Annotated in this window: 17 protein-coding genes; 9 read left to right on the forward strand and 8 right to left on the reverse strand. The window is 60.6% G+C overall.

Going from position 1 to position 18076, the window contains the following annotated elements; all coding sequences use genetic code 11:
• The 7 genes from sucB to HMPREF3155_RS04015 all read left to right on the forward strand — a co-directional run.
• Positions 1-1048, forward strand: a 1048-nt coding sequence (gene sucB, locus HMPREF3155_RS03985; protein ID WP_070432635.1) for a 2-oxoglutarate dehydrogenase, E2 component, dihydrolipoamide succinyltransferase, incomplete at its 5' end; no start/stop codon positions are given.
• Between the two features lie 370 nt (positions 1049-1418).
• Positions 1419-4289 carry an aminomethyl-transferring glycine dehydrogenase gene (gcvP, locus tag HMPREF3155_RS03990; protein ID WP_070432678.1) on the forward strand — a complete coding sequence of 957 codons (2871 nt, stop codon included), beginning with the start codon at positions 1419-1421 and terminating at the stop codon, positions 4287-4289.
• 39 nt (positions 4290-4328) lie between these two features.
• Positions 4329-5441, forward strand: a complete 1113-nt coding sequence (gcvT, locus tag HMPREF3155_RS03995; protein WP_070432636.1) for a glycine cleavage system aminomethyltransferase GcvT — start codon at positions 4329-4331, stop codon at positions 5439-5441.
• 66 nt (positions 5442-5507) lie between these two features.
• Positions 5508-5897, forward strand: a complete 390-nt coding sequence (gene gcvH, locus HMPREF3155_RS04000; protein WP_070432637.1) for a glycine cleavage system protein GcvH — start codon at positions 5508-5510, stop codon at positions 5895-5897.
• Between the two features lie 158 nt (positions 5898-6055).
• Positions 6056-6859, forward strand: coding sequence for a lipoyl(octanoyl) transferase LipB (gene lipB / locus HMPREF3155_RS04005; protein ID WP_070432638.1), 804 nt, complete (start codon positions 6056-6058; stop codon positions 6857-6859).
• Between the two features lie 88 nt (positions 6860-6947).
• Positions 6948-8012 (forward strand): lipoyl synthase, encoded by a 1065-nt coding sequence (lipA, locus tag HMPREF3155_RS04010; RefSeq protein ID WP_070432639.1) that lies wholly within the window; start codon positions 6948-6950, stop codon positions 8010-8012.
• Positions 8013-8042: 30 nt separating this feature from the next.
• Positions 8043-8825, forward strand: a complete 783-nt coding sequence (locus HMPREF3155_RS04015) for a DUF4191 domain-containing protein (protein ID WP_070432640.1) — start codon at positions 8043-8045, stop codon at positions 8823-8825.
• Positions 8826-8921: 96 nt separating this feature from the next.
• On the opposite strand, the gene HMPREF3155_RS04020 is transcribed toward HMPREF3155_RS04015, so the two are convergent.
• Positions 8922-9395: an RDD family protein gene (locus HMPREF3155_RS04020; RefSeq protein ID WP_061923726.1), complete on the reverse strand. Its 474-nt coding sequence runs from the start codon at positions 9393-9395 to the stop codon at positions 8922-8924.
• 139 nt (positions 9396-9534) lie between these two features.
• Here HMPREF3155_RS04020 and glnA point away from each other — a divergent pair, with 139 nt between their 5' ends.
• Positions 9535-10968, forward strand: a complete 1434-nt coding sequence (gene glnA, locus HMPREF3155_RS04025; protein WP_062038139.1) for a type I glutamate--ammonia ligase — start codon at positions 9535-9537, stop codon at positions 10966-10968.
• A gap of 89 nt (positions 10969-11057) precedes the next feature.
• On the opposite strand, the gene HMPREF3155_RS04030 is transcribed toward glnA, so the two are convergent.
• The 5 genes from HMPREF3155_RS04030 to thrC all read right to left on the reverse strand — a co-directional run bounded on the left by HMPREF3155_RS04030 (position 11058) and on the right by thrC (position 16015).
• Positions 11058-12692, reverse strand: a complete 1635-nt coding sequence (locus tag HMPREF3155_RS04030) for a CTP synthase (protein ID WP_070432641.1) — start codon at positions 12690-12692, stop codon at positions 11058-11060.
• A 193-nt stretch (positions 12693-12885) separates the two neighbouring features.
• Positions 12886-13416, reverse strand: a complete 531-nt coding sequence (locus tag HMPREF3155_RS04035) for an NUDIX hydrolase (RefSeq protein WP_061923922.1) — start codon at positions 13414-13416, stop codon at positions 12886-12888.
• A 48-nt stretch (positions 13417-13464) separates the two neighbouring features.
• Positions 13465-14364: a trypsin-like serine protease gene (locus tag HMPREF3155_RS04040; RefSeq protein ID WP_246817666.1), complete on the reverse strand. Its 900-nt coding sequence runs from the start codon at positions 14362-14364 to the stop codon at positions 13465-13467.
• A gap of 28 nt (positions 14365-14392) precedes the next feature.
• Complete coding sequence (locus tag HMPREF3155_RS13005) at positions 14393-14545, reverse strand: hypothetical protein (RefSeq protein WP_162839576.1); 153 nt, start codon at positions 14543-14545, stop codon at positions 14393-14395.
• A gap of 21 nt (positions 14546-14566) precedes the next feature.
• Entirely contained in the window at positions 14567-16015 is a 1449-nt protein-coding gene (gene thrC, locus HMPREF3155_RS04045) for a threonine synthase (RefSeq protein WP_070432679.1), read from the reverse strand.
• A gap of 38 nt (positions 16016-16053) precedes the next feature.
• On the opposite strand from thrC, the gene HMPREF3155_RS04050 reads away from it, so the two are divergent.
• Positions 16054-17355, forward strand: a complete 1302-nt coding sequence (locus tag HMPREF3155_RS04050) for an MFS transporter (RefSeq protein ID WP_070432643.1) — start codon at positions 16054-16056, stop codon at positions 17353-17355.
• On the opposite strand, the gene HMPREF3155_RS13250 is transcribed toward HMPREF3155_RS04050, so the two are convergent.
• Positions 17352-17750, reverse strand: a complete 399-nt coding sequence (locus HMPREF3155_RS13250; protein WP_246817668.1) for an AAA family ATPase — start codon at positions 17748-17750, stop codon at positions 17352-17354. The two genes, HMPREF3155_RS04050 and HMPREF3155_RS13250, sit on opposite strands and share 4 nt — an antisense overlap.
• A 55-nt stretch (positions 17751-17805) precedes the next feature.
• Complete coding sequence (locus tag HMPREF3155_RS13255; RefSeq protein WP_246817670.1) at positions 17806-18072, reverse strand: AAA family ATPase; 267 nt, start codon at positions 18070-18072, stop codon at positions 17806-17808.
• Positions 18073-18076: the final 4 nt, after the last annotated feature.

An 18076-nucleotide genomic window follows, 5' to 3' on the forward strand; every position in this document is an offset into this window, starting at 1 on the left:
GGCAGAGCCGAAGGCTGAAGAGAAGAAGGAAGAGCCAAAGGCTGAGAAGTCTGCAGACGCTTCCTCCACCCCGGCTGCTTCCGAGGGCTCTTCCAAGATCAACAACGGCGATAACGTTCCTTACGTCACCCCGCTGGTACGCAAGCTGGCGGAAAAGCACGGCGTTGACCTTTCCACCGTTTCCGGCACCGGCGTTGGCGGCCGCATCCGCAAGCAGGATGTCCTGGCAGCTGCAGGCGAGGGCGAGGCACCGGCGGCGTCGGCAGCCGGCTCCTCCAACCCACGCGCACGCTGGTCCACCAAGTCCGTGGATCCGGAAAAGCAGGAGCTCATCGGCACCACCCAGAAGGTCAACCGTATCCGCGAGATCACCGCTGCAAAGATGGTTGAGGCTCTGCAGATTTCCGCACAGCTGACCCACGTCCAGGAAGTCGACATGACTGCCATCTGGGATATGCGCAAGAAGTCCAAGCAGGCCTTCATCGACAAGCACGGCGCTAACCTGTCCTTCCTGCCGTTCATCGTTAAGGCAACCGTTGAGGCTCTGGTTTCCCACCCGAACGTCAACGCTTCTTACAACCCTGAGACCAAGGAGATGACCTACCACGCAGACGTCAACGTGGCTATCGCCGTCGATACCCCACGTGGCCTGCTGACGCCGGTCATCCACAAAGCACAGGACATGTCCCTGCCAGAGATCGCAAAGGCTATTGCTGAGCTAGCTGACAAGGCCCGCAACAACAAGCTGAAGCCGAACGACCTCACCGGTGCCACCTTCACCGTCACCAACATCGGCTCCGAGGGCGCACTCCTCGATACCCCGATTCTGGTTCCGCCACAGGCCGGCATCCTGGGCACCGCCGCTATCACCAAGCGCGCAGTTGTTGTCAACGAGAACGGCCAGGACGCAATCGCTATCCGCCAGATGTGCTACCTGCCGTTCACCTATGACCACCAGGTCGTCGACGGTGCTGACGCAGGCCGCTTCATCACCACCATCAAGGACCGCCTTGAGACCGCCGACTTCGAGGCTGACCTCGAGGTCTAAGGAGTTAAGCCCTTAGTAGTTTAGGGTTTTCCGCCCCGCAGGCTCCCCTGTTTCCACTGCTGTGGATACTCGGGAGCCTGCGGGGTTTTCACATATCTCCCCGCAAACGGGGGTGTTAGGCCTGCCCTAATCTGTCCGTCGATTTCTCAGCCCTGTTCCTCGCCCACGGGCTGCGTAGGGATTCTATTCGGCACTTTTAGGCTCCCTACGCGTCCATGGGCCACGCCGTTGCTGTGTGGTGCACGAAAAGACTTCGATAAACCGATTTAGGTCACAGCCATAGGCTTTATACTTGGGGTCGGTTTAGGCCATGTTTTAGGCATTCACCATGACGTCCTTCACGGAGCTTCTTTCAAAGGAGATTGAACTTATGGATTTCATATCGCGCCACCTCGGACCAAATTCTTCCGAGCAAGCGACGATGCTCAACGCACTGGGATACAACAGCGTGGACGCGCTTGTCGACGCCGCACTTCCCACAACCATCCGCGCCGCATCGGCACCGCAATTGCCAGATGCCTTGAGCGAGAATGAAGCGCAGGACAAGCTGCGCGAATACGCCAGCCAGAACATCGTGTTGAAGTCCTTCTATGGCCAAGGCTACTCCGACACACTTACCCCGGCCGTCATCCGCCGCGGCCTGCTGGAGGATGCTGGTTGGTACACCGCTTATACCCCGTACCAGCCGGAGATCTCCCAGGGCCGTCTGGAAGCACTGCTGAACTTCCAGACCATGTTCGAATCCCTGACCGGTCTGCCGATTGCAAACGCTTCCCTGCTCGACGAGGCTTCCGCTACCGCTGAGGCAGTCGGCCTGATGTCCCGCGCGGTCAAGAAGGGCCGCCGCGTCATCCTGGACTCCCGCCTGCATCCACAGGTGCTCGCAGTGGCGGCGGAGCGCGCTCGCGCCATCGAGCTCGAGGTGGAAATCCTCGATATCCGCGAGGGCCTCGTGGGCGAAGACCTCATCGGCGCCGTCATTGCGTACACCGGCACCGAGGGCGACGTCTTTGACCCACGCGGCATCATCGAGGAGCTGCACACCCGCGGTGCGGTTGTCTCCGTCGTCGCCGACCCGCTCTCCCTCCTCCTGTTGGAAGCTCCGGGCAAGCTGGGCGCGGACATCGTGCTGGGCTCCGCGCAGCGCTTCGGCGTCCCAATGTTCTTCGGTGGCCCGCACGCGGCATACATGGCCGTTACTGACAAGCTCAAGCGCCAGATGCCGGGCCGCATCGTCGGCGTTTCCAAGGATGCAGACGGCCGCGCGGCATACCGTCTAGCTCTGCAGACCCGCGAGCAGCACATCCGCCGTGAACGCGCTACCTCCAACATCTGTACCGCGCAGGCGCTGCTGGCCAACGTAGCGTCCATGTACGCCGTCTACCACGGCCCAGAAGGCCTGAAGGCAATCGCGCAGCACATCCATTCGCTGGCTGTTTCCTTCGCCGACGCAGTTCGTGAGGCTGGCGTAAAACTCGTAGCGGACGAGTTCTTCGACACCGTCACCATCGCTGACGTCAATGCCGCGGCCATCAAGTCCAGCCTGCAGGAGCAGGGCTACCTGGTGCGCGCCATTGGCTCCGACAAAGTATCCGTCTCCTTCGGCGAATCCGCAACCGCTGCAGACGTGGCGAAGCTAGCCGCAGCGTTCGGTGCCGAGATCGCAGCTGACGCTGTGGCCAAGGATGACGCAGCACAGTCCGCGCTTCCTTCCGCACTGGTTCGCGAGGAAGCTCCGCTGGACCACGCAATCTTCAACTCCATTCACTCCGAGACCCAGATGCTGCGCTACCTGCGCACTCTGGCAGACAAGGACTTGGCGCTGGACCGCACCATGATTCCGCTGGGCTCTTGCACCATGAAGCTGAACCCCACTGCCGCCATGGAGCCGATCTCCTGGCCAGAGTTCGCGGGCATTCACCCATATGCTCCGGAAGAGACCACCGCCGGCTGGCGCGCGCTCATCGAGGAGCTCGAGGGCTGGTTGGCCGAGCTGACCGGCTATGCCAAGGTCTCCATCCAGCCCAACGCTGGCTCCCAAGGCGAGCTCGCAGGCCTGCTGGCCATCCGCCGCTACCACGTTGCCAACGGCGACGCTGGCCGCGACGTCATCCTCATCCCATCTTCCGCACACGGCACCAACGCGGCCTCTGCTACCCTGGCCAACCTGCGCGTGGTCGTCGTTGCTACCGCGGACGATGGCTCCATCGACCTGGCAGACCTGGATGCCAAGATCGAACAGCACAGTGAGCACATCGCCGGCATCATGATCACCTACCCATCCACCCACGGTGTCTTCGACCCTGAGGTCCGCGACGTGTGCGACAAGGTCCACGCGGCAGGCGGCCAGGTCTATATCGACGGCGCGAACATGAACGCGCTAACCGGCTGGGCACGCCCGGGCGAGTTCGGCGGCGACGTCAGCCACCTGAACCTGCACAAGACCTTCACCATCCCGCACGGCGGCGGTGGCCCGGGCGTTGGCCCGGTGGGCGTCGCCAAGCACCTGGTGCCATTCCTGCCCACCGATGCGAACGATTCCTCCATCGACCCGCAGCAGGCTACCTCGATTGAAAAGGGCGTTCCTTCTACCGCAAGCAAGTTTGGCTCCGCCGGCGTGCTGCCTATCTCCTGGGCCTACCTGGCCATGGTCGGCACCGAGGGCGTTGCACAGGCCACCAGCCACGCCATCCTGGGCGCAAACTACCTGGCAAAGTCCCTGCAGGATTCCTTCCCAGTTCTCTACACCGGCAACGCCGGCCTGGTCGCGCACGAGTGCATCTTCGACCTGCGCGAGCTGACCGATGCCTCCGGCGTTACTGCGGCGGACGTCGCCAAGCGCCTCGTGGACTACGGCTTCCACGCACCGACCCTGTCCTTCCCGGTCGTCGGCACCCTCATGGTGGAACCGACCGAGTCCGAAGACCTCGCCGAGCTGGACCGCTTCATCGAGGCCATGCGCGCAATCCGCGCCGAAATCCAGGACATCATCGACGGCAAGGTCGCCTACGAAGCATCCGTTATCCACAACGCTCCGTACACCGCAGCGGCAGTGACCTCCGATAACTGGGAGTACTCCTTCACCCGCCAGGAAGCCGCCTACCCGGTTGCCTCCCTACGCGCCAACAAGTACTTCCCACCAGTCCGCCGCATCGACGAGGCTTACGGTGACCGCAACCTGGTTTGCGCTTGCCCGCCGCCAGAAGCATTCGAGATCTCCGCTGACGCGGAGGCCAACTAACGGAATCGAACTAGCAGAAAAGAACTCTAAAGGAGAAAAATGTCTGAACTGCTCAACTCCCCGCTGCATGCAGAGCATGAAAAGCTTGGCGCATCCTTTACGGCTTTCGGCCCGTGGAACATGCCCCTGAAGTACAACAACGAGCTCGAAGAACACCGCGCGGTTCGTAACTCCGCCGGCCTTTTCGACCTGTCCCACATGGGCGAAATTTGGGTCAACGGCGAGGATGCCGCAAAGTTCCTGTCCTACTGCCTAATCTCCGATATGACCACCCTCAAGGTGGGCAAGGCAAAGTACTCGATGATCTGCGCCGCAGATGGCGGCATCATCGATGACCTCATCACCTACCGCCTGGGCGAGACCAAGTTCCTGGTCGTGCCAAACGCCGGCAACGCTGACGTGGTCTGGGAGGCACTCAACGAGCGCGCTGAGGGCTTCGACGTGGACCTCAACAACGAGTCCCGCGACGTAGCCATGATTGCCATCCAGGGCCCGAAGGCAGCAGAAATCCTCATCCCGCTGGTCGAGGACAACAAGCAGGAAGCCGTCATGGAACTGCCTTACTACGCAGCGATGACCGGCAAGGTAGCGCGCAAGTACGCCTTCATCTGCCGCACCGGCTACACCGGCGAAGATGGCTTCGAGCTGATCGTCTACAACTCCGATGCCCCGGAGCTGTGGGAGGAGCTGCTCAAGGCCGGTGCCGAGTACGGCATCCTGCCGTGTGGCCTCGCAGCGCGTGACTCCCTGCGCTTGGAAGCTGGCATGCCGCTCTACGGCAACGAGCTCTCCCGCGACATCACCCCTGTTGAGGCCGGCATGGCGCGTGCTTTTGCCAAGAAGGAAGCCGACTTCGTTGGCGCTGAGGTCATCCGCGCACGTGCAGAGGAAGGTCCGCAGGTCGCCATCACCGGCTTGGTCTCCGATCAGCGCCGCGCCGCCCGCGCCGGTGCTGAGGTCTTCGTTGGCGATACCAAGGTCGGTTCTGTCACCTCCGGTCAGCCTTCCCCGACCCTGGGCCACCCGGTTGCCATCGCGCTGCTGGATACCTCTGCAAACCTGCAGCCTGGCGACGCCGTCGCGGTAGACATCCGCGGCAAGCGCTACCCATTTAGCGTCGCGGCCCTTCCGTTCTACAAGCGCGAAAAGTAGTTCGCGGACGCGTGACAACCGTTAAGATAAGAACACATACCATCTTCCGAAAGGACTCCCATCACAATGGCTAACCTTCCTGCAGATTTCTCCTACTCCGAGGACCACGAGTGGATCAACTCTTCTGCTGACGCCGCACAGGGCGCAACCGTCCGCGTTGGCATCACCTCCGTTGCTGCTGACCGCCTGGGCGAGGTCGTCTTCGCTGAGCTGCCGGCAGTTGGTGACACTGTTACCGCTGGTGATACTTGCGGTGAGGTCGAATCCACCAAGTCCGTATCCGATCTCTACGCCCCAATTACCGGCACCGTCACCGCTGTTAACGAGGCTGTTCACGATGACTACGCAGTCATCAACAACGACCCATTCGGTGAAGGATGGCTCTTCGAGGTCGAGGTTTCTGAGACCGGCGAGCTGATGACCGCAGAAGAGTACGCTGCGGCAAACGGCGTTTAAGCCACTTACTGCTAAAGCGGGAGGTTTCCTCCCGCTTTTTCTTTTGCCTCCGACTACGCCTCCACCTGCCCCCTCACCCCGGTGTTGGGCCGGCATTGGCCTGGGTGGCACTATCAGTATCGACCCCCGCGTTTTATTAGATTAAGGAAGCATCACACATGACAGCTCCTCGTGAGCCCTTCTTCCCCGCTGATCGCAGTATTCGCGCGTCACAGGAAGCGCTGGAAATCCGCCACCTCGGCCGCATGGATTACCAACAGGCGTGGGATCTCCAGGCCGAGCTTGCCGCCCAGCGCGCAAAAGGCGAGCGCGGGGACATCATCCTCGTGGTCGAGCACCCCAACATCTACACCGCTGGCAAACGCACGCAGCCGGAGGATATGCCGGACAATGGTCTGCCGGTCATCACGGTGGATCGCGGCGGGCGGATTACTTGGCATGGTGAGGGGCAGCTGGTGGTCTACCCCATCTTGAAGCTCGCGGAGCCTGTCGACGTCGTGGACTATGTCCGCCGGCTCGAAGAGGCAATCATCCAGACGGTGCGCGAGCTTGGCGTTCGTACCGCCGGCCGCATCGACGGCCGGTCTGGTGTGTGGGTGCCCTCCACCACCCAGGCCACGGACCCGCAGGCCCCCAAGCGCGATCGCAAAATTGCGGCGCTGGGAATCCGCATCACTCGCGGCGTGACCATGCATGGTCTTGCGCTTAATTGCACCAACACGCTGGAGTATTACGAGCACATCGTGGCCTGCGGCATTGACGACGCCGACGTGACCACGCTGAGCCTCGAGCTTGGCCGCGATGTCTCCATGGAGGAAGCTGCGACACCGCTTCTCGACGCCCTGCAGCGCGCGCTTTCTGGTGAGCTCACCGTCGCGGACCACACCTTTGGTTCAGCACCGGACCCGATTAAGGTCGCCAACGAGAAGGCCCGCCAAAAGCGTGCCCAGAGTGCGGAATAATCCTCCACACACCGGACTTGTATTAGTAAGAGACAATCCCAACCCCGTAGAGTGAGTTTTTGTGACTGTTAAGCCTGAAGGACGCAAGATGCTCCGCATTGAGAAGAAGAATGCGGAATCCCCCATCGAACAGAAGCCGCGCTGGATCCGCAACCAGGTCCGCACCGGCCCGGGCTACGAGGATATGAAGTCCCGCGTGTCCGGCGCTTCCCTGCACACCGTGTGCCAGGAGGCTGGTTGCCCGAATATCCACGAGTGCTGGGAATCTCGTGAGGCCACCTTCCTCATCGGTGGCGATAAGTGCACTCGCCGCTGCGATTTCTGCGACATTGCCACCGGTAAGCCGGCGGAGTTGGACCGCGACGAGCCGCGCCGCGTTGCAGAAAACATCCAGGAGATGGACCTGAACTACACCACCATCACCGGTGTTACCCGCGACGATCTGCCGGATGAAGGCGCGTGGCTCTACGCCGAGGTCGTGCGCAAGATTCACGAGCTCAACCCGCACACCGGTGTGGAAAACCTGACCCCTGACTTCTCCGGCAAGCCGGATCTTCTGCAGGAGGTCTTCGAGGCGCGTCCAGAGGTCTTCGCGCACAATCTGGAGACGGTTCCGCGCATCTTCAAGCGCATCCGCCCGGCATTCCGCTACGAGCGCTCCCTAGACGTTATCCGCCAGGCCCACGACTTTGGCCTTATCACCAAGTCCAACCTGATCCTGGGCATGGGCGAGACCAAGGATGAGATCGAAGAGGCGCTGCGTGATCTGCGCTCTGCTGGCTGCGACATCATCACCATTACCCAGTACCTGCGCCCAGGCCCGCGCTTCCACCCGATCGAGCGTTGGGTACGCCCGGAGGAGTTCGTCGAGCACTCCAAGCTGGCCAAGGAGCTCGGCTTCGGCGGCGTCATGTCTGGCCCGCTGGTGCGTTCTTCTTACCGCGCTGGTCGCCTGTACGTGCAGGCGATGGAGGCCCGCGGTTTCAAACTGCCAGAGAATTTGCAGCACCTGGCTGAGACCTCGAAGGGCGCTACCGCCCAAGAGGCTTCGACGCTGCTCGAGAAGTACGGCCCTTCCCAGGAAACCCCGGTAACGACCCGCATGGTCAAGACCCCGGCAAACGCTGACTCCGCTGCCGCTGCAATTCGTTAATTTGCACCGCTGACCTTTAAAGTAGGAACCATGGCACAAGACGATAAGGCAAGCCTGAAGGCTGCAAAGAAGCAAGAGCGCGCCGCAAAACGCGAGCAGCGCAAGCAAACCCGTTCCCAGATGTGGCAAGCGTTCAATATGCAGCGCAAGCATGACAAGGCATTGATTCCTATCATGCTCGCCGCTTTCCTCGGCATGGGCCTGTTGTTCTTCCTTATCGGCCTGCTCTTTCACGGCGAGTGGTTCATGCTCATCCTGGGCCTCGGCATCGGCGCTTTGCTGGCGATGTGGCTGTTTACCCGCCGCCTTGAGCGCGACATGTACAAAAAGGTCGAGGATCAGCCGGGCGTTGCGGGGTGGGCGCTGGAGCAGCAGCTGCGCAACACCGTGGGCATCGTCTGGAAGGTCAAGACCGCGGTCGGCGTTACCCGCCATCAGGACCTCATCCACCGCGTCATCGGCAATGCCGGCGTCATCTTCGTCTGCGAAGGTGACCGCAAGCGCCTGACTCCGGTTCTCAACACCCTGAAAAAGCGCGTGGATAAGCTCGCCGGCGGCGTTCCGGTCTACGAGGTCTGGGTGGGCAACGGCGAGGACGAGGTTCCAGTGTCCAAGCTGCGCAATCACGTGATGAAGTTCCCGCGTAACTTCAAAAAGGATGAGACCTACGCAACCATCCGCAAGATTGAGGCTATGGATGACCTGCCAGGCACCACCCCGGGTCTGCCGAAGGGCCCGATGCCGCGCCAGGCGCAGAACATGGCTGGCATGAACCGCCGCATGCGCCGCGCACAGCAGCGTAAGGGCAAATAATACTTGTGCAAAAGCGGCCCTTCCTTGGAATCCACCAAGGAAGGGCCGCTTTTAGGTTTTGTAGGAAGCGCCCTGCGACGCCGCAAGATAGAGGAACTAGACCATGATCACTGCGGTGCCGGTTGCGCGGTCGTGGATACCGCGGCCGTCGGTATCGACCATTGCGGCTGGGAAGAGGAAGCCGGTGAGGATGGTGCGCACTGCCGCGCGCCAGAAGCCCACCGTTTGCCCCGGGGCGTCGAGACGCGCCACGCCCATGCCCAGCAAAAGCATGCCCGGAGTGCGAGCAAAGAGCCAGCCGCAGAGGATGCCGACGATGACCCACAGCATGTAGCCCAGGAATGCAGGGCCGCCCAGCGCGTGGGTGAACATCACGATGAGATTGGCCAGCAGCATGCACACGATCCAGTCGATGAGAACCGCCCCTGCACGGCGGGCCACCGGCGCCAGCGCCCCGGAGCCAGACTCAGGAAGTCCGAGCTTTTCGCCCGGCCATGCGCCGGGGCCTTCGAAGTCATCATTTTCGCCCGGGATTGCGGGTCCATCGAGCCATGTTCGCTTATCAGCCATGTTGACCAATCTAGTGCCCCCTGCATGCAGACACGAAAACGAAATATATCTATAGATCGATGGGTTAACGTCCGAAGGCCAGATAAAGCTAGTAAACTTCGATGAAGAACATTTTTCTAAACCCCTGAGGAGACAAACAGTGTCTTTCGAGTCCGTCCAGGAAATCGTCAAGTTCATCGAGGATGAAGACGTAAAGTTCGTCGATATTCGTTTTACTGACGTTCCCGGCACCGAGCACCACTTTTCAATTCCCGCTTCGGAGTTCACCGAGGCCGCCGCTGAAGAAGGCCTCGCATTCGACGGTTCTTCCATCCGTGGCTTTACCTCCATCGATGAGTCTGACATGACCCTGCTGCCAGACCCAGCAACCGCGATGGTGGATCCTTTCCGCTCCTCCAAGACGCTGAACATCAAGTTCTTCGTCAACGATCCGTTCACCTTGGAGCCTTTCTCCCGCGACCCACGCAACGTCGCAATGAAGGCCGAGGAATACCTTGCTTCCACCGGCATCGCGGACGTGTGCAACTTCGGCGCCGAGGCCGAGTTCTACCTCTTCGATTCCGTGCGCTACTCCACCGACATCGACCATGGTTTCTACGAGGTAGACACCGACGAGGGCTGGTGGAACCGCGGCAACGAGGCCAACTTCGACGGCACCCCGAACACCGGTTTCAAGACCCGCGTCAAGGGCGGCTACTTCCCCACCGCGCCCGTCGACAAGCATGGCGAAGTCCGCGATGCCATGGTGCGCAACCTGCAGAACGCCGGCTTCCAGATCGAGCGCTTCCACCACGAGGTGGGCGCGGGTCAAAATGAGATCAACTACCGCTTCAACTCCCTGCTGCACGCGGCTGATGATATTCAGACCTTCAAGTACATCATCAAGAACACCGCCGCTGAGTACGGCAAGTCCGCAACCTTCATGCCAAAGCCGCTCGCGGGTGACAACGGCTCCGGCATGCACGCCCACATGTCCCTGTGGAAGGACGGCAAGCCGCTTTTCTACGATGAGGCAGGCTACGGTGGCCTTTCCGATATCGCGCGCTACTACATCGGCGGCATCCTCCACCACGCACCGGCAGTTCTGGCGTTTACCAACCCAACTCTGAACTCCTACCACCGCCTGGTTCCGGGCTTTGAGGCCCCGATTAACCTGGTCTACTCCCAGCGCAACCGCTCCGCGGCAATCCGCATTCCGATCACCGGCTCCAACCCGAAGGCAAAGCGCATCGAGTTCCGCGCTCCGGACCCATCAGGTAACCCGTACTTCGGTTTCGCTGCGATGATGATGGCTGGCCTCGATGGCATCAAGAACCGCATCGAGCCACACGCTCCGGTAGATAAGGACCTCTACGAGCTGCCACCGGCAGAGCAGGCTTCCATCCCGCAGGCACCAACCAGCCTTGAGGCTTCCCTGCGCGCCCTGGAGGAAGATAACGAGTTCCTGACCGAAGGCGATGTCTTCACCGAGGACCTCATCGAGACCTACCTGCAGTACAAGAACGAAAAGGAAATCGCTCCTTCCCGCCTGCGCCCAACCCCGCAGGAGTTTGAGATGTACTACGACTGCTAATTAGGGTGCACAGAAAATCCCTGCGGAAGCACAAGCTCTCCGCAGGGATTTTACGCATTTTAGGCCGCTTGCTTAGCGGCCGGCGGCCTTTAGCTCAGCGCCGCTGCAATCAGCCCGTCAAAGAGCGGGTGCGGTTTCGTTGGGCGCGACTTGTATTCGGGGTGGGCTTGGGTGGCCACCATGAATGGGTGCTCGGGGTACTCCACGAATTCGACCAGGTTGCCGTCGGGCGAGGTGCCGGAGAAGACCAGGCCGGAGCCTTGCTCGATCTGCGCACGGTAGGCGTTGTTGACCTCGTAGCGGTGGCGGTGGCGCTCAGAGACCTCAGTGGTGCCGTATGCCTTCGCCACGACGGAGTCTTCAGCGAGCACAGCTGGATAAGCGCCCAGGCGCATGGTGCCGCCGAGATCCGCCTCGCCGGAGACGGCCGCCTGCTGCTCCTCCATCGTGGCGATGACTGGCGCAGAGGTCTCGGGGTCAAACTCTGTCGAGGAGGCGTCGGCAATACCTGCCTGGCGGGCCGCCTCCAGCACGGTGCACTGCAGACCCAGGCACAGGCCCAGGAAAGGAATCTTGTTCTCTCGGGCGTAGCTCACCGCGGCGATCTTGCCCTCGATGCCGCGCACTCCGAAGCCGCCTGGCACCACGATGGCGTCGAGATCGCCCAGCGGAGTGGCTGAGTCTGCTTCGCAGTCATCCGAGGTGATCCACTTGATTTTCGCCTTCGCGTGGTGAGCAAAGGCCGCATGCCGGATTGCCTCTGCCACGGAAAGGTACGCATCCTGGAGGTCGATGTATTTGCCCACGATGCCCACGGTGACCTCATGACGCGGGTTGCGGACGCGATCCAGTAGCTCGCCCCATTGGGTCCAATCCACATCGCGGAAAGGCAGGCCTAGTTTGCGGATGACGAAGGTGTCCAGGTGCTCGCGGTAGAGCACCTCCGGGATGTCATAGATGGACGGCGAGTCAGGGCAGGACACCACGCCTTCTTCCTCGACGTCGGTCATCAGCGCAATCTTGTGTTTTAAGCCATCCGGAACGTCGCGGTCACACCGCAGCACCACTGCGTCCGGCACGATGCCGATGGAGCGCAGCTCCGCCACGGAGTGCTGGGTCGGCTTCGTCTTCAGCTCCCCCGAAGTGCCGAGGTATGGCACCAACGAGCAGTGGATGAAGAAGATATTCTCGCGGCCGACGGCATGACGTACCTGCCGTGCGGCCTCCAGGAAGGGCTGCGATTCGATATCGCCCACGGTGCCGCCGATTTCGGAGATGACCACGTCCGGCACATTGCCGGAGGCATCGGGCGCGGCCATCGCGAGCACGCGATCCTTGATCTCATCGGTGATGTGCGGGATGACCTGCACGGTCTTGCCCAAGTACTCGCCACGGCGCTCCTTCGCGATGACCGAGGAGTACACCTTGCCCGTGGTCACATTCGCGTTCTTCGTGAGGTTGCGGTCCAAGAAGCGCTCGTAGTGGCCCAGGTCGAGGTCGGTCTCGGCACCGTCTTCGGTGACAAAGACTTCGCCGTGCTCGAACGGGTTCATGGTGCCTGGGTCGACGTTGAGATATGGGTCGAGCTTCTGCATGGTCACCGAGAGTCCGCGGGCAGAAAGCAGCTGCCCCAGCGATGCCGCTGTTAAGCCTTTGCCCAGGGAGGAGACAACTCCTCCGGTGACGAAAATGATTTTGGTGTTCTGGTTGGAACGAGGTGGCATGGCATGCACCTTTCGAGGAATTTGATTGCTGATGCGGCAAGCTCAGCGCAACGAGACACCCCTTGAAGATCAAAAAATCCGCGGGACGCCTCGCGCGGCGACCTACGGATCTTCAGACTATCACCAGCCATCAAATAGAAACAATGAGCTGACAGAAATCCAGGTTGGAGGTGGTTTTAGGTATACGCGATTGCTAGTTGCGTTTTACAAATCCCATGCGTGGGCGAAAGCCCTTCGGATGCTTCATTTGTGCCACGGCATCACCGATCAGCATACGGTTACGGGCGCTTACCGAAGCCGGCATTTGGGCCACGGAAAACCACTGCGCCGCGAGGTTTTCCTCGTCAGAGACCACCGGCTCCGCGCCTTCTGGAACCGAAAGCCGCAGTGCGGTGGACATGAACATGCACTCGTCGCCATTGTCGTAGGTGACAGGGCCTACCTGCCCCACGCCAAGCAGCGCTTCCGCGGTGGCATCGAGACCGACTTCTTCCTTGACCTCACGGATGGCTGTGGTGGTGATTTCCTCGCCAGGCTCGCAGATGCCCTCGACGGGCGCCCAGGTCTCATTATCGGCGCGTTGCACCAGCAGCACCGATGGGACTTCCCATAGCGCCGCGTTCATGGGAACATCGCGGACAATAACTGCGGTGCACGCTGGCAGGAATAGCTGCTGGTGGCCCACCTTCTCACGGAGGTTGAGGATGTATTCAGGGGTTGCCATGCCTACTACCCTAGCCGCTTTCTTTGTCCGCTTTTGGCCGCGCCCGCGCTAGGCCGCCTGCGCTATTTCAGAGCCCAAAATCTCCGGGATGAGCGCTACGATATCGGCTGCAGGGGTAAAGGAAAGCTCCATGTCCGACGCTTCGGCGCACTGACCTTTTAGCTCCTGCGTGGTGCCAGAGACTACGCCGACGATTGCGGGTCCTCCTGGCAGTTGGGCGTACATCGGCCCGCCGGAATCGCCTTGGGTACCGCACAGGCGCGCCCGAGCGGCCGTGGTTTCCATGCGGATCTCGCCGGACTTCAGCCCGCCCTTTTCCGGGCCATGGCTTAGCTCGCCACAGGTCTCCCCAGTGATCCGCCCTAGCTTGCACAGCTGTTGTGGGAGCTCGCCCGTTGTGGCCACGCCGGCCTCCATGTATTTCGGCGTGTAGTAACCCACGTCGGCATGCAGCTCGATGAGCGCGAAGTCGAGGCCGTGGGTGGTATCGGAATACAAGTCCGAATAGACCACTTCCCCAATTGGTTCTGCCGGGAAAGTAAAGGTGCGATGCGCGTTTCCGGCCCACACACGGTCGCCGGGTTTGCCGCAGTGCGATGCGGTCACCGCGAAGTTGCGGCCATCTTCCAGCGAGAAAGACCACGCTGCGGTGCACATCTGGAAGTCAAAATACTCTCCTGGTTTCGGTTCCTGGGCGGAGATATCCAACGCGGTTCCCGCCGGCATGGGCGAGAGCGCAGGCCGCGAGGTACCGGGGCTCGCGGCGGGGATTTCCGGCTGCGCTGGCGTGGCTTCCGCGTCACCCTCGTTGTTTACCTGAGCATCGCTTTCCGACGCCTCCGGTGCGGCGGATTCAGCAGTGAGGGTGGCCGCGGCGTCGCCAAGCGCGTGCTGCACCGTCTGCGTGGGGATCAAAGAGCAGCCGCCGAGGCCAATTGCTAAAGCCACGGCGGCTGCTATCTGTGGTACCCGCGAGCTAGACCGTGCCATCACCATCGGTGTTCTTGTCTGCTTCGGAAGCTTGCTTGTTTTCCTTTTCCATCTCCGCCATCTCCTTGAGATCGCGGATGAACTTCTCTGGATCGAACTCGGTGAAGTATTCCGGTCCGGAGAACTGTTCCTGTGCCATCTTTTATGCTCCTCTGGGGTGCTATTTCACGTCGGTCTGTGCGATGGAGCTGCGAATGAAGTCTTGGACTGCAGCGACGTCATTGGGCAGATCCGTGACATGCCTTTGCACATCCATGATGCCAGCAAAACGCTCCGGGACTGCTGGCTTGGTGCCGATAGCCTCGACGATGGTCTCGGAGAACTTCACCGGCAGGGCGGTCTCCAGGCAGATGATCGGGGTCTTGATGTCCTCTTCCTTCTGCACCTGGCGGGCGACCTTGATGCCGTCCGCGGTGTGCGGATCCACCAGGTAGTCATAACTTTCCTTGACCGATGCAATGGTGGCCAGGCGGTCCGCATGCGTGGAGGAACCAGAAGTAAAGCCATACTCATCCCGGGCTGCACGCAGTTCCTCAGTGCTGAGCTGGAAACCGCCCTCCTTCAGCTTGGGGCCAAAGAGCTCCGCGGTGCGCGAGGCATCACGGTCAAGCAAATCGAAGACGAAACGCTCAAAGTTCGAGGCGCGGGAGATATCCATCGACGGCGAGGAGGTCTTGAAGGTCTCCTCCGCCGGGCGCGGACGGTAGTTGCCGGTGCGGAAGAACTCATCGAGCACGTCGTTTTCGTTGGTGGCGACGATGAGTTTGTCGATGGGAAGCCCCATCGAACGGGCGATATGGCCGGCGCAGATATCACCAAAATTGCCGGTGGGCACGGAGAAAGAGACCTTCTGCTCGTTGTCAGAGGTGACCTTCAGGTAGCAGTTGATGTAGTAAATGACCTGCGCCATAAGGCGTGCCCAGTTGATGGAATTAACGGCGCCAATGCGGAATTCCTTCTTAAACCCGGCATCATTGGAGGTTGCCTTAACCACATCCTGGCAATCATCGAAGACACCGTCGAGCGCGATGTTGAAGATATTCGGATCATCAAGGCCGAACATCTGAGCCTGCTGGAAAGCAGTCATGCGGCCCGCCGGGGTCAGCATGAAGACGCGGATTCCGGTGCGCCCGCGCATGGCATATTCCGCAGAAGAGCCAGTATCGCCCGAGGTAGCGCCCAGGATGTTGAGGGTTTCATCGCGGCGGCCCAGCTCGTACTCGAAGAGCTCGCCGAGCAGCTGCATGGCCATGTCCTTGAAGGCAGCGGTAGGTCCTTCGGAGAGGTGGCCGATGAAAAGGCCATCACCCAGCGCGGTCACGGGGACAATTTCCTCGCTCGCGAACTTAGGATGGGTGTACGCGCGCTGCGCGATGGCCTCCAGATCATCAGTTGGAATATCATCCACGAAAAGCTTGAGTACTTCTGCCGCAAGCGCCGCGTAGCCTTCCTCAGCGAGCAACTGACGCCATTCATTGAGCACAGCGCCGTTTAGTTGCGGATAGGATTCCGGCAGGTAAAGGCCGCTGTCAGGGGCAAGCCCACCTAAGAGAATATCGGTAAAAGAAGCAGGCTGACGGTTAGCGTCGCGCGTAGAAATGTACTTCACCCCCTGCATCATAGTCGGGCACGCGTAAAGTATCAGCCATGTCTGTGCCAAATCCACGGGAAGTTGTGACCACCAAAGCCTTATCCATTTGGGTTGCCGCGATTCTTGTCTACATCGTGGCGATTACCGGGCGCACCTCTTTTGGTGTGGCGGGGCTGGAAGCGATGGAGCGTTTCGACGTCGATGCCTCTCGCATTGCGGTCTTCACCTCAGTGCAGTTGGGTATCTATGCGTTCGCACAGATTCCTACGGGTGTGCTCATTGATAAGTATGGTCCTCGCAAACTGCTCGTTATTGGCGCTGTCATCATGGGCGTGGGGCAGGTAGCACTGGGCCTAACCGCAAATTATTGGATGGCTATTGCCGCTCGGCTTTTGATTGGCGCGGGCGACGCCACGGCCTTCTTATCCGTGATGCGCATCCTGCCATATTGGTTCCCTTTGCACCGCACGCCAATGTTTACCCAGGTGACCTCGTCGTTGGGTCAGCTCGGCCAGTTCGTCTCCGCTATTCCTTTCGCTGCGCTTTTGGGGTGGACCGGATGGACCACGGCCTTTGTAGCTTTGGGTGCGGCGGGCATCCTCATCGCATTAGCTGCGGCGGTTGCCGTAGCGGACACGCCTGAAGCTCTAGGCATCATCGAAACTCCCGCCGAGCAACCCAATTCGCAGGCGCATTCCTTGGCCACCAGACTGGCCATGGTGCTGCGTTCCCCCGTTGCATGGCAGGGATTTTTCATCCACTTCTGTGGCCTTTTGGGTGCGACTGTATTTGTCATGTTGTGGGGAATGCCGTTCATGACGGAGGGACTAGGAATCTCCAAGGTACAGGCCGGAACGGTGCTGACCTTTTATACGATCTGCATGTTTGCGTTAGGACCAATCCACGGCAAGATTTCCTCGCGTGCGCAGGGTTTCCGCGACTGGATGGCGCTGTTTTTCACGACACTCAACATAATGTCGTGGACGGCTTTCTTCCTCTGGGGCAACAGCTTCTTCAGCCTTTTCATCCTCATGGTGGCTATTTCGTTTTGCTCTCCGTGCTCGAACTATGGCTTCGACATCGTGCGCGAGAACATGGAACGCAGTGTGGTGGCCACGGCAACAGGCTTGGCCAACATGGGTGGATTCATCTCTTCGATGGTGGCAGCGCAAATTTTTGGCATGGTGCTCGATAGCCGTGGCCACGCTCCACACTACGAACTGGGCGACTTCCACGCGGCCGCTGTAACTTCCCTCATCATTTGGCTTGCGGGCATGCTCGGCGTAGCTGTCACGCACTTCCTGCGCAAGCGCGGCGGAGGCACTGGCCCGAAGGTCAAGGTTGTCAGCGTCTCCTAGGTAATCAGGAACTTTATCGTTTCCTCTGGCGCCTCCAAGAATTCCCGGGTAGCCGCCACGGGCTCGGCGGCGTCGAAGGAAATCCTCTCGAAACCGGCGTCGCCAAGCTCGACGATGTCCGCGCCCGGCACGGCAAGCAGAATCGGCGAGTGCGTGGCAATGAGGAACTGGGCGCCGCGTTCTGCGGCTTGATGAATTTCGGCCACGAGCGCCATCTGCCGCACGACGGACAATCCGGCTTCGGGCTCGTCAAGGATATAAAGCCCGCGGCCGTCGATATGCTCGCCCAGCACGTCGAAGACAGACTCGCCGTGGGAGCGGTGCTCCAAGTCCACCTCGCGCGGCAAGGTATTACGCCCGGCGCGCTCGTCTGGGCTATTAGCCGCCTCAAGCACGGACTCATGCGTTTCGGCGCGTAAGAAATAGCCACGTTGTAGATTCTCGTCGAGCTTACAGTTCAACCCCGCGGACAGGCCGCGAAAAGGGCGCGCGGATGCGCTTGGCGTCGTCGTAGCGCCCGCCAAAGGGCGAAAAGCGCAGACGCAGCGCGATTGCTTCTAGAAGCGTGGACTTGCCCGCCCCGTTTTCACCCACCAAGCAGGTCACGGGCGAGGTGAACTCGAAGTAAGGCAGGTCCTGCAGGTACTGCACCATGGGCAGCTGGAGCAGGTAGCTATCCAGTTCCTGTTTCTTTAGCGAGACGGAGCGCAGCAACATACTC

The sequence above is a fragment of the Corynebacterium sp. HMSC06D04 genome (assembly GCF_001807315.1).
Classification (GTDB): domain Bacteria; phylum Actinomycetota; class Actinomycetes; order Mycobacteriales; family Mycobacteriaceae; genus Corynebacterium; species Corynebacterium simulans.

Excerpts from the sequence above, each read along its gene's own strand:
- gcvT (WP_070432636.1), top strand. The coding sequence starts at position 4,329 with ATGTCTGAACTGCTCAACTCCCCGCTGCATGCAGAGCATGAAAAGCTT.
- HMPREF3155_RS04050 (WP_070432643.1), top strand. The coding sequence starts at position 16,054 with ATGTCTGTGCCAAATCCACGGGAAGTTGTGACCACCAAAGCCTTATCC.
- HMPREF3155_RS04015 (WP_070432640.1), top strand. The coding sequence starts at position 8,043 with ATGGCACAAGACGATAAGGCAAGCCTGAAGGCTGCAAAGAAGCAAGAG.
- lipA (WP_070432639.1), top strand. The coding sequence starts at position 6,948 with ATGCTCCGCATTGAGAAGAAGAATGCGGAATCCCCCATCGAACAGAAG.
- HMPREF3155_RS04030 (WP_070432641.1), bottom strand. The coding sequence starts at position 12,692 with ATGCCACCTCGTTCCAACCAGAACACCAAAATCATTTTCGTCACCGGA.
- HMPREF3155_RS13005 (WP_162839576.1), bottom strand. The coding sequence starts at position 14,545 with ATGGCACAGGAACAGTTCTCCGGACCGGAATACTTCACCGAGTTCGAT.
- gcvP (WP_070432678.1), top strand. The coding sequence starts at position 1,419 with ATGGATTTCATATCGCGCCACCTCGGACCAAATTCTTCCGAGCAAGCG.
- gcvH (WP_070432637.1), top strand. The coding sequence starts at position 5,508 with ATGGCTAACCTTCCTGCAGATTTCTCCTACTCCGAGGACCACGAGTGG.
- HMPREF3155_RS04035 (WP_061923922.1), bottom strand. The coding sequence starts at position 13,416 with ATGGCAACCCCTGAATACATCCTCAACCTCCGTGAGAAGGTGGGCCAC.
- HMPREF3155_RS13255 (WP_246817670.1), bottom strand. The coding sequence starts at position 18,072 with ATGTTGCTGCGCTCCGTCTCGCTAAAGAAACAGGAACTGGATAGCTAC.
- lipB (WP_070432638.1), top strand. The coding sequence starts at position 6,056 with ATGACAGCTCCTCGTGAGCCCTTCTTCCCCGCTGATCGCAGTATTCGC.
- HMPREF3155_RS04020 (WP_061923726.1), bottom strand. The coding sequence starts at position 9,395 with ATGGCTGATAAGCGAACATGGCTCGATGGACCCGCAATCCCGGGCGAA.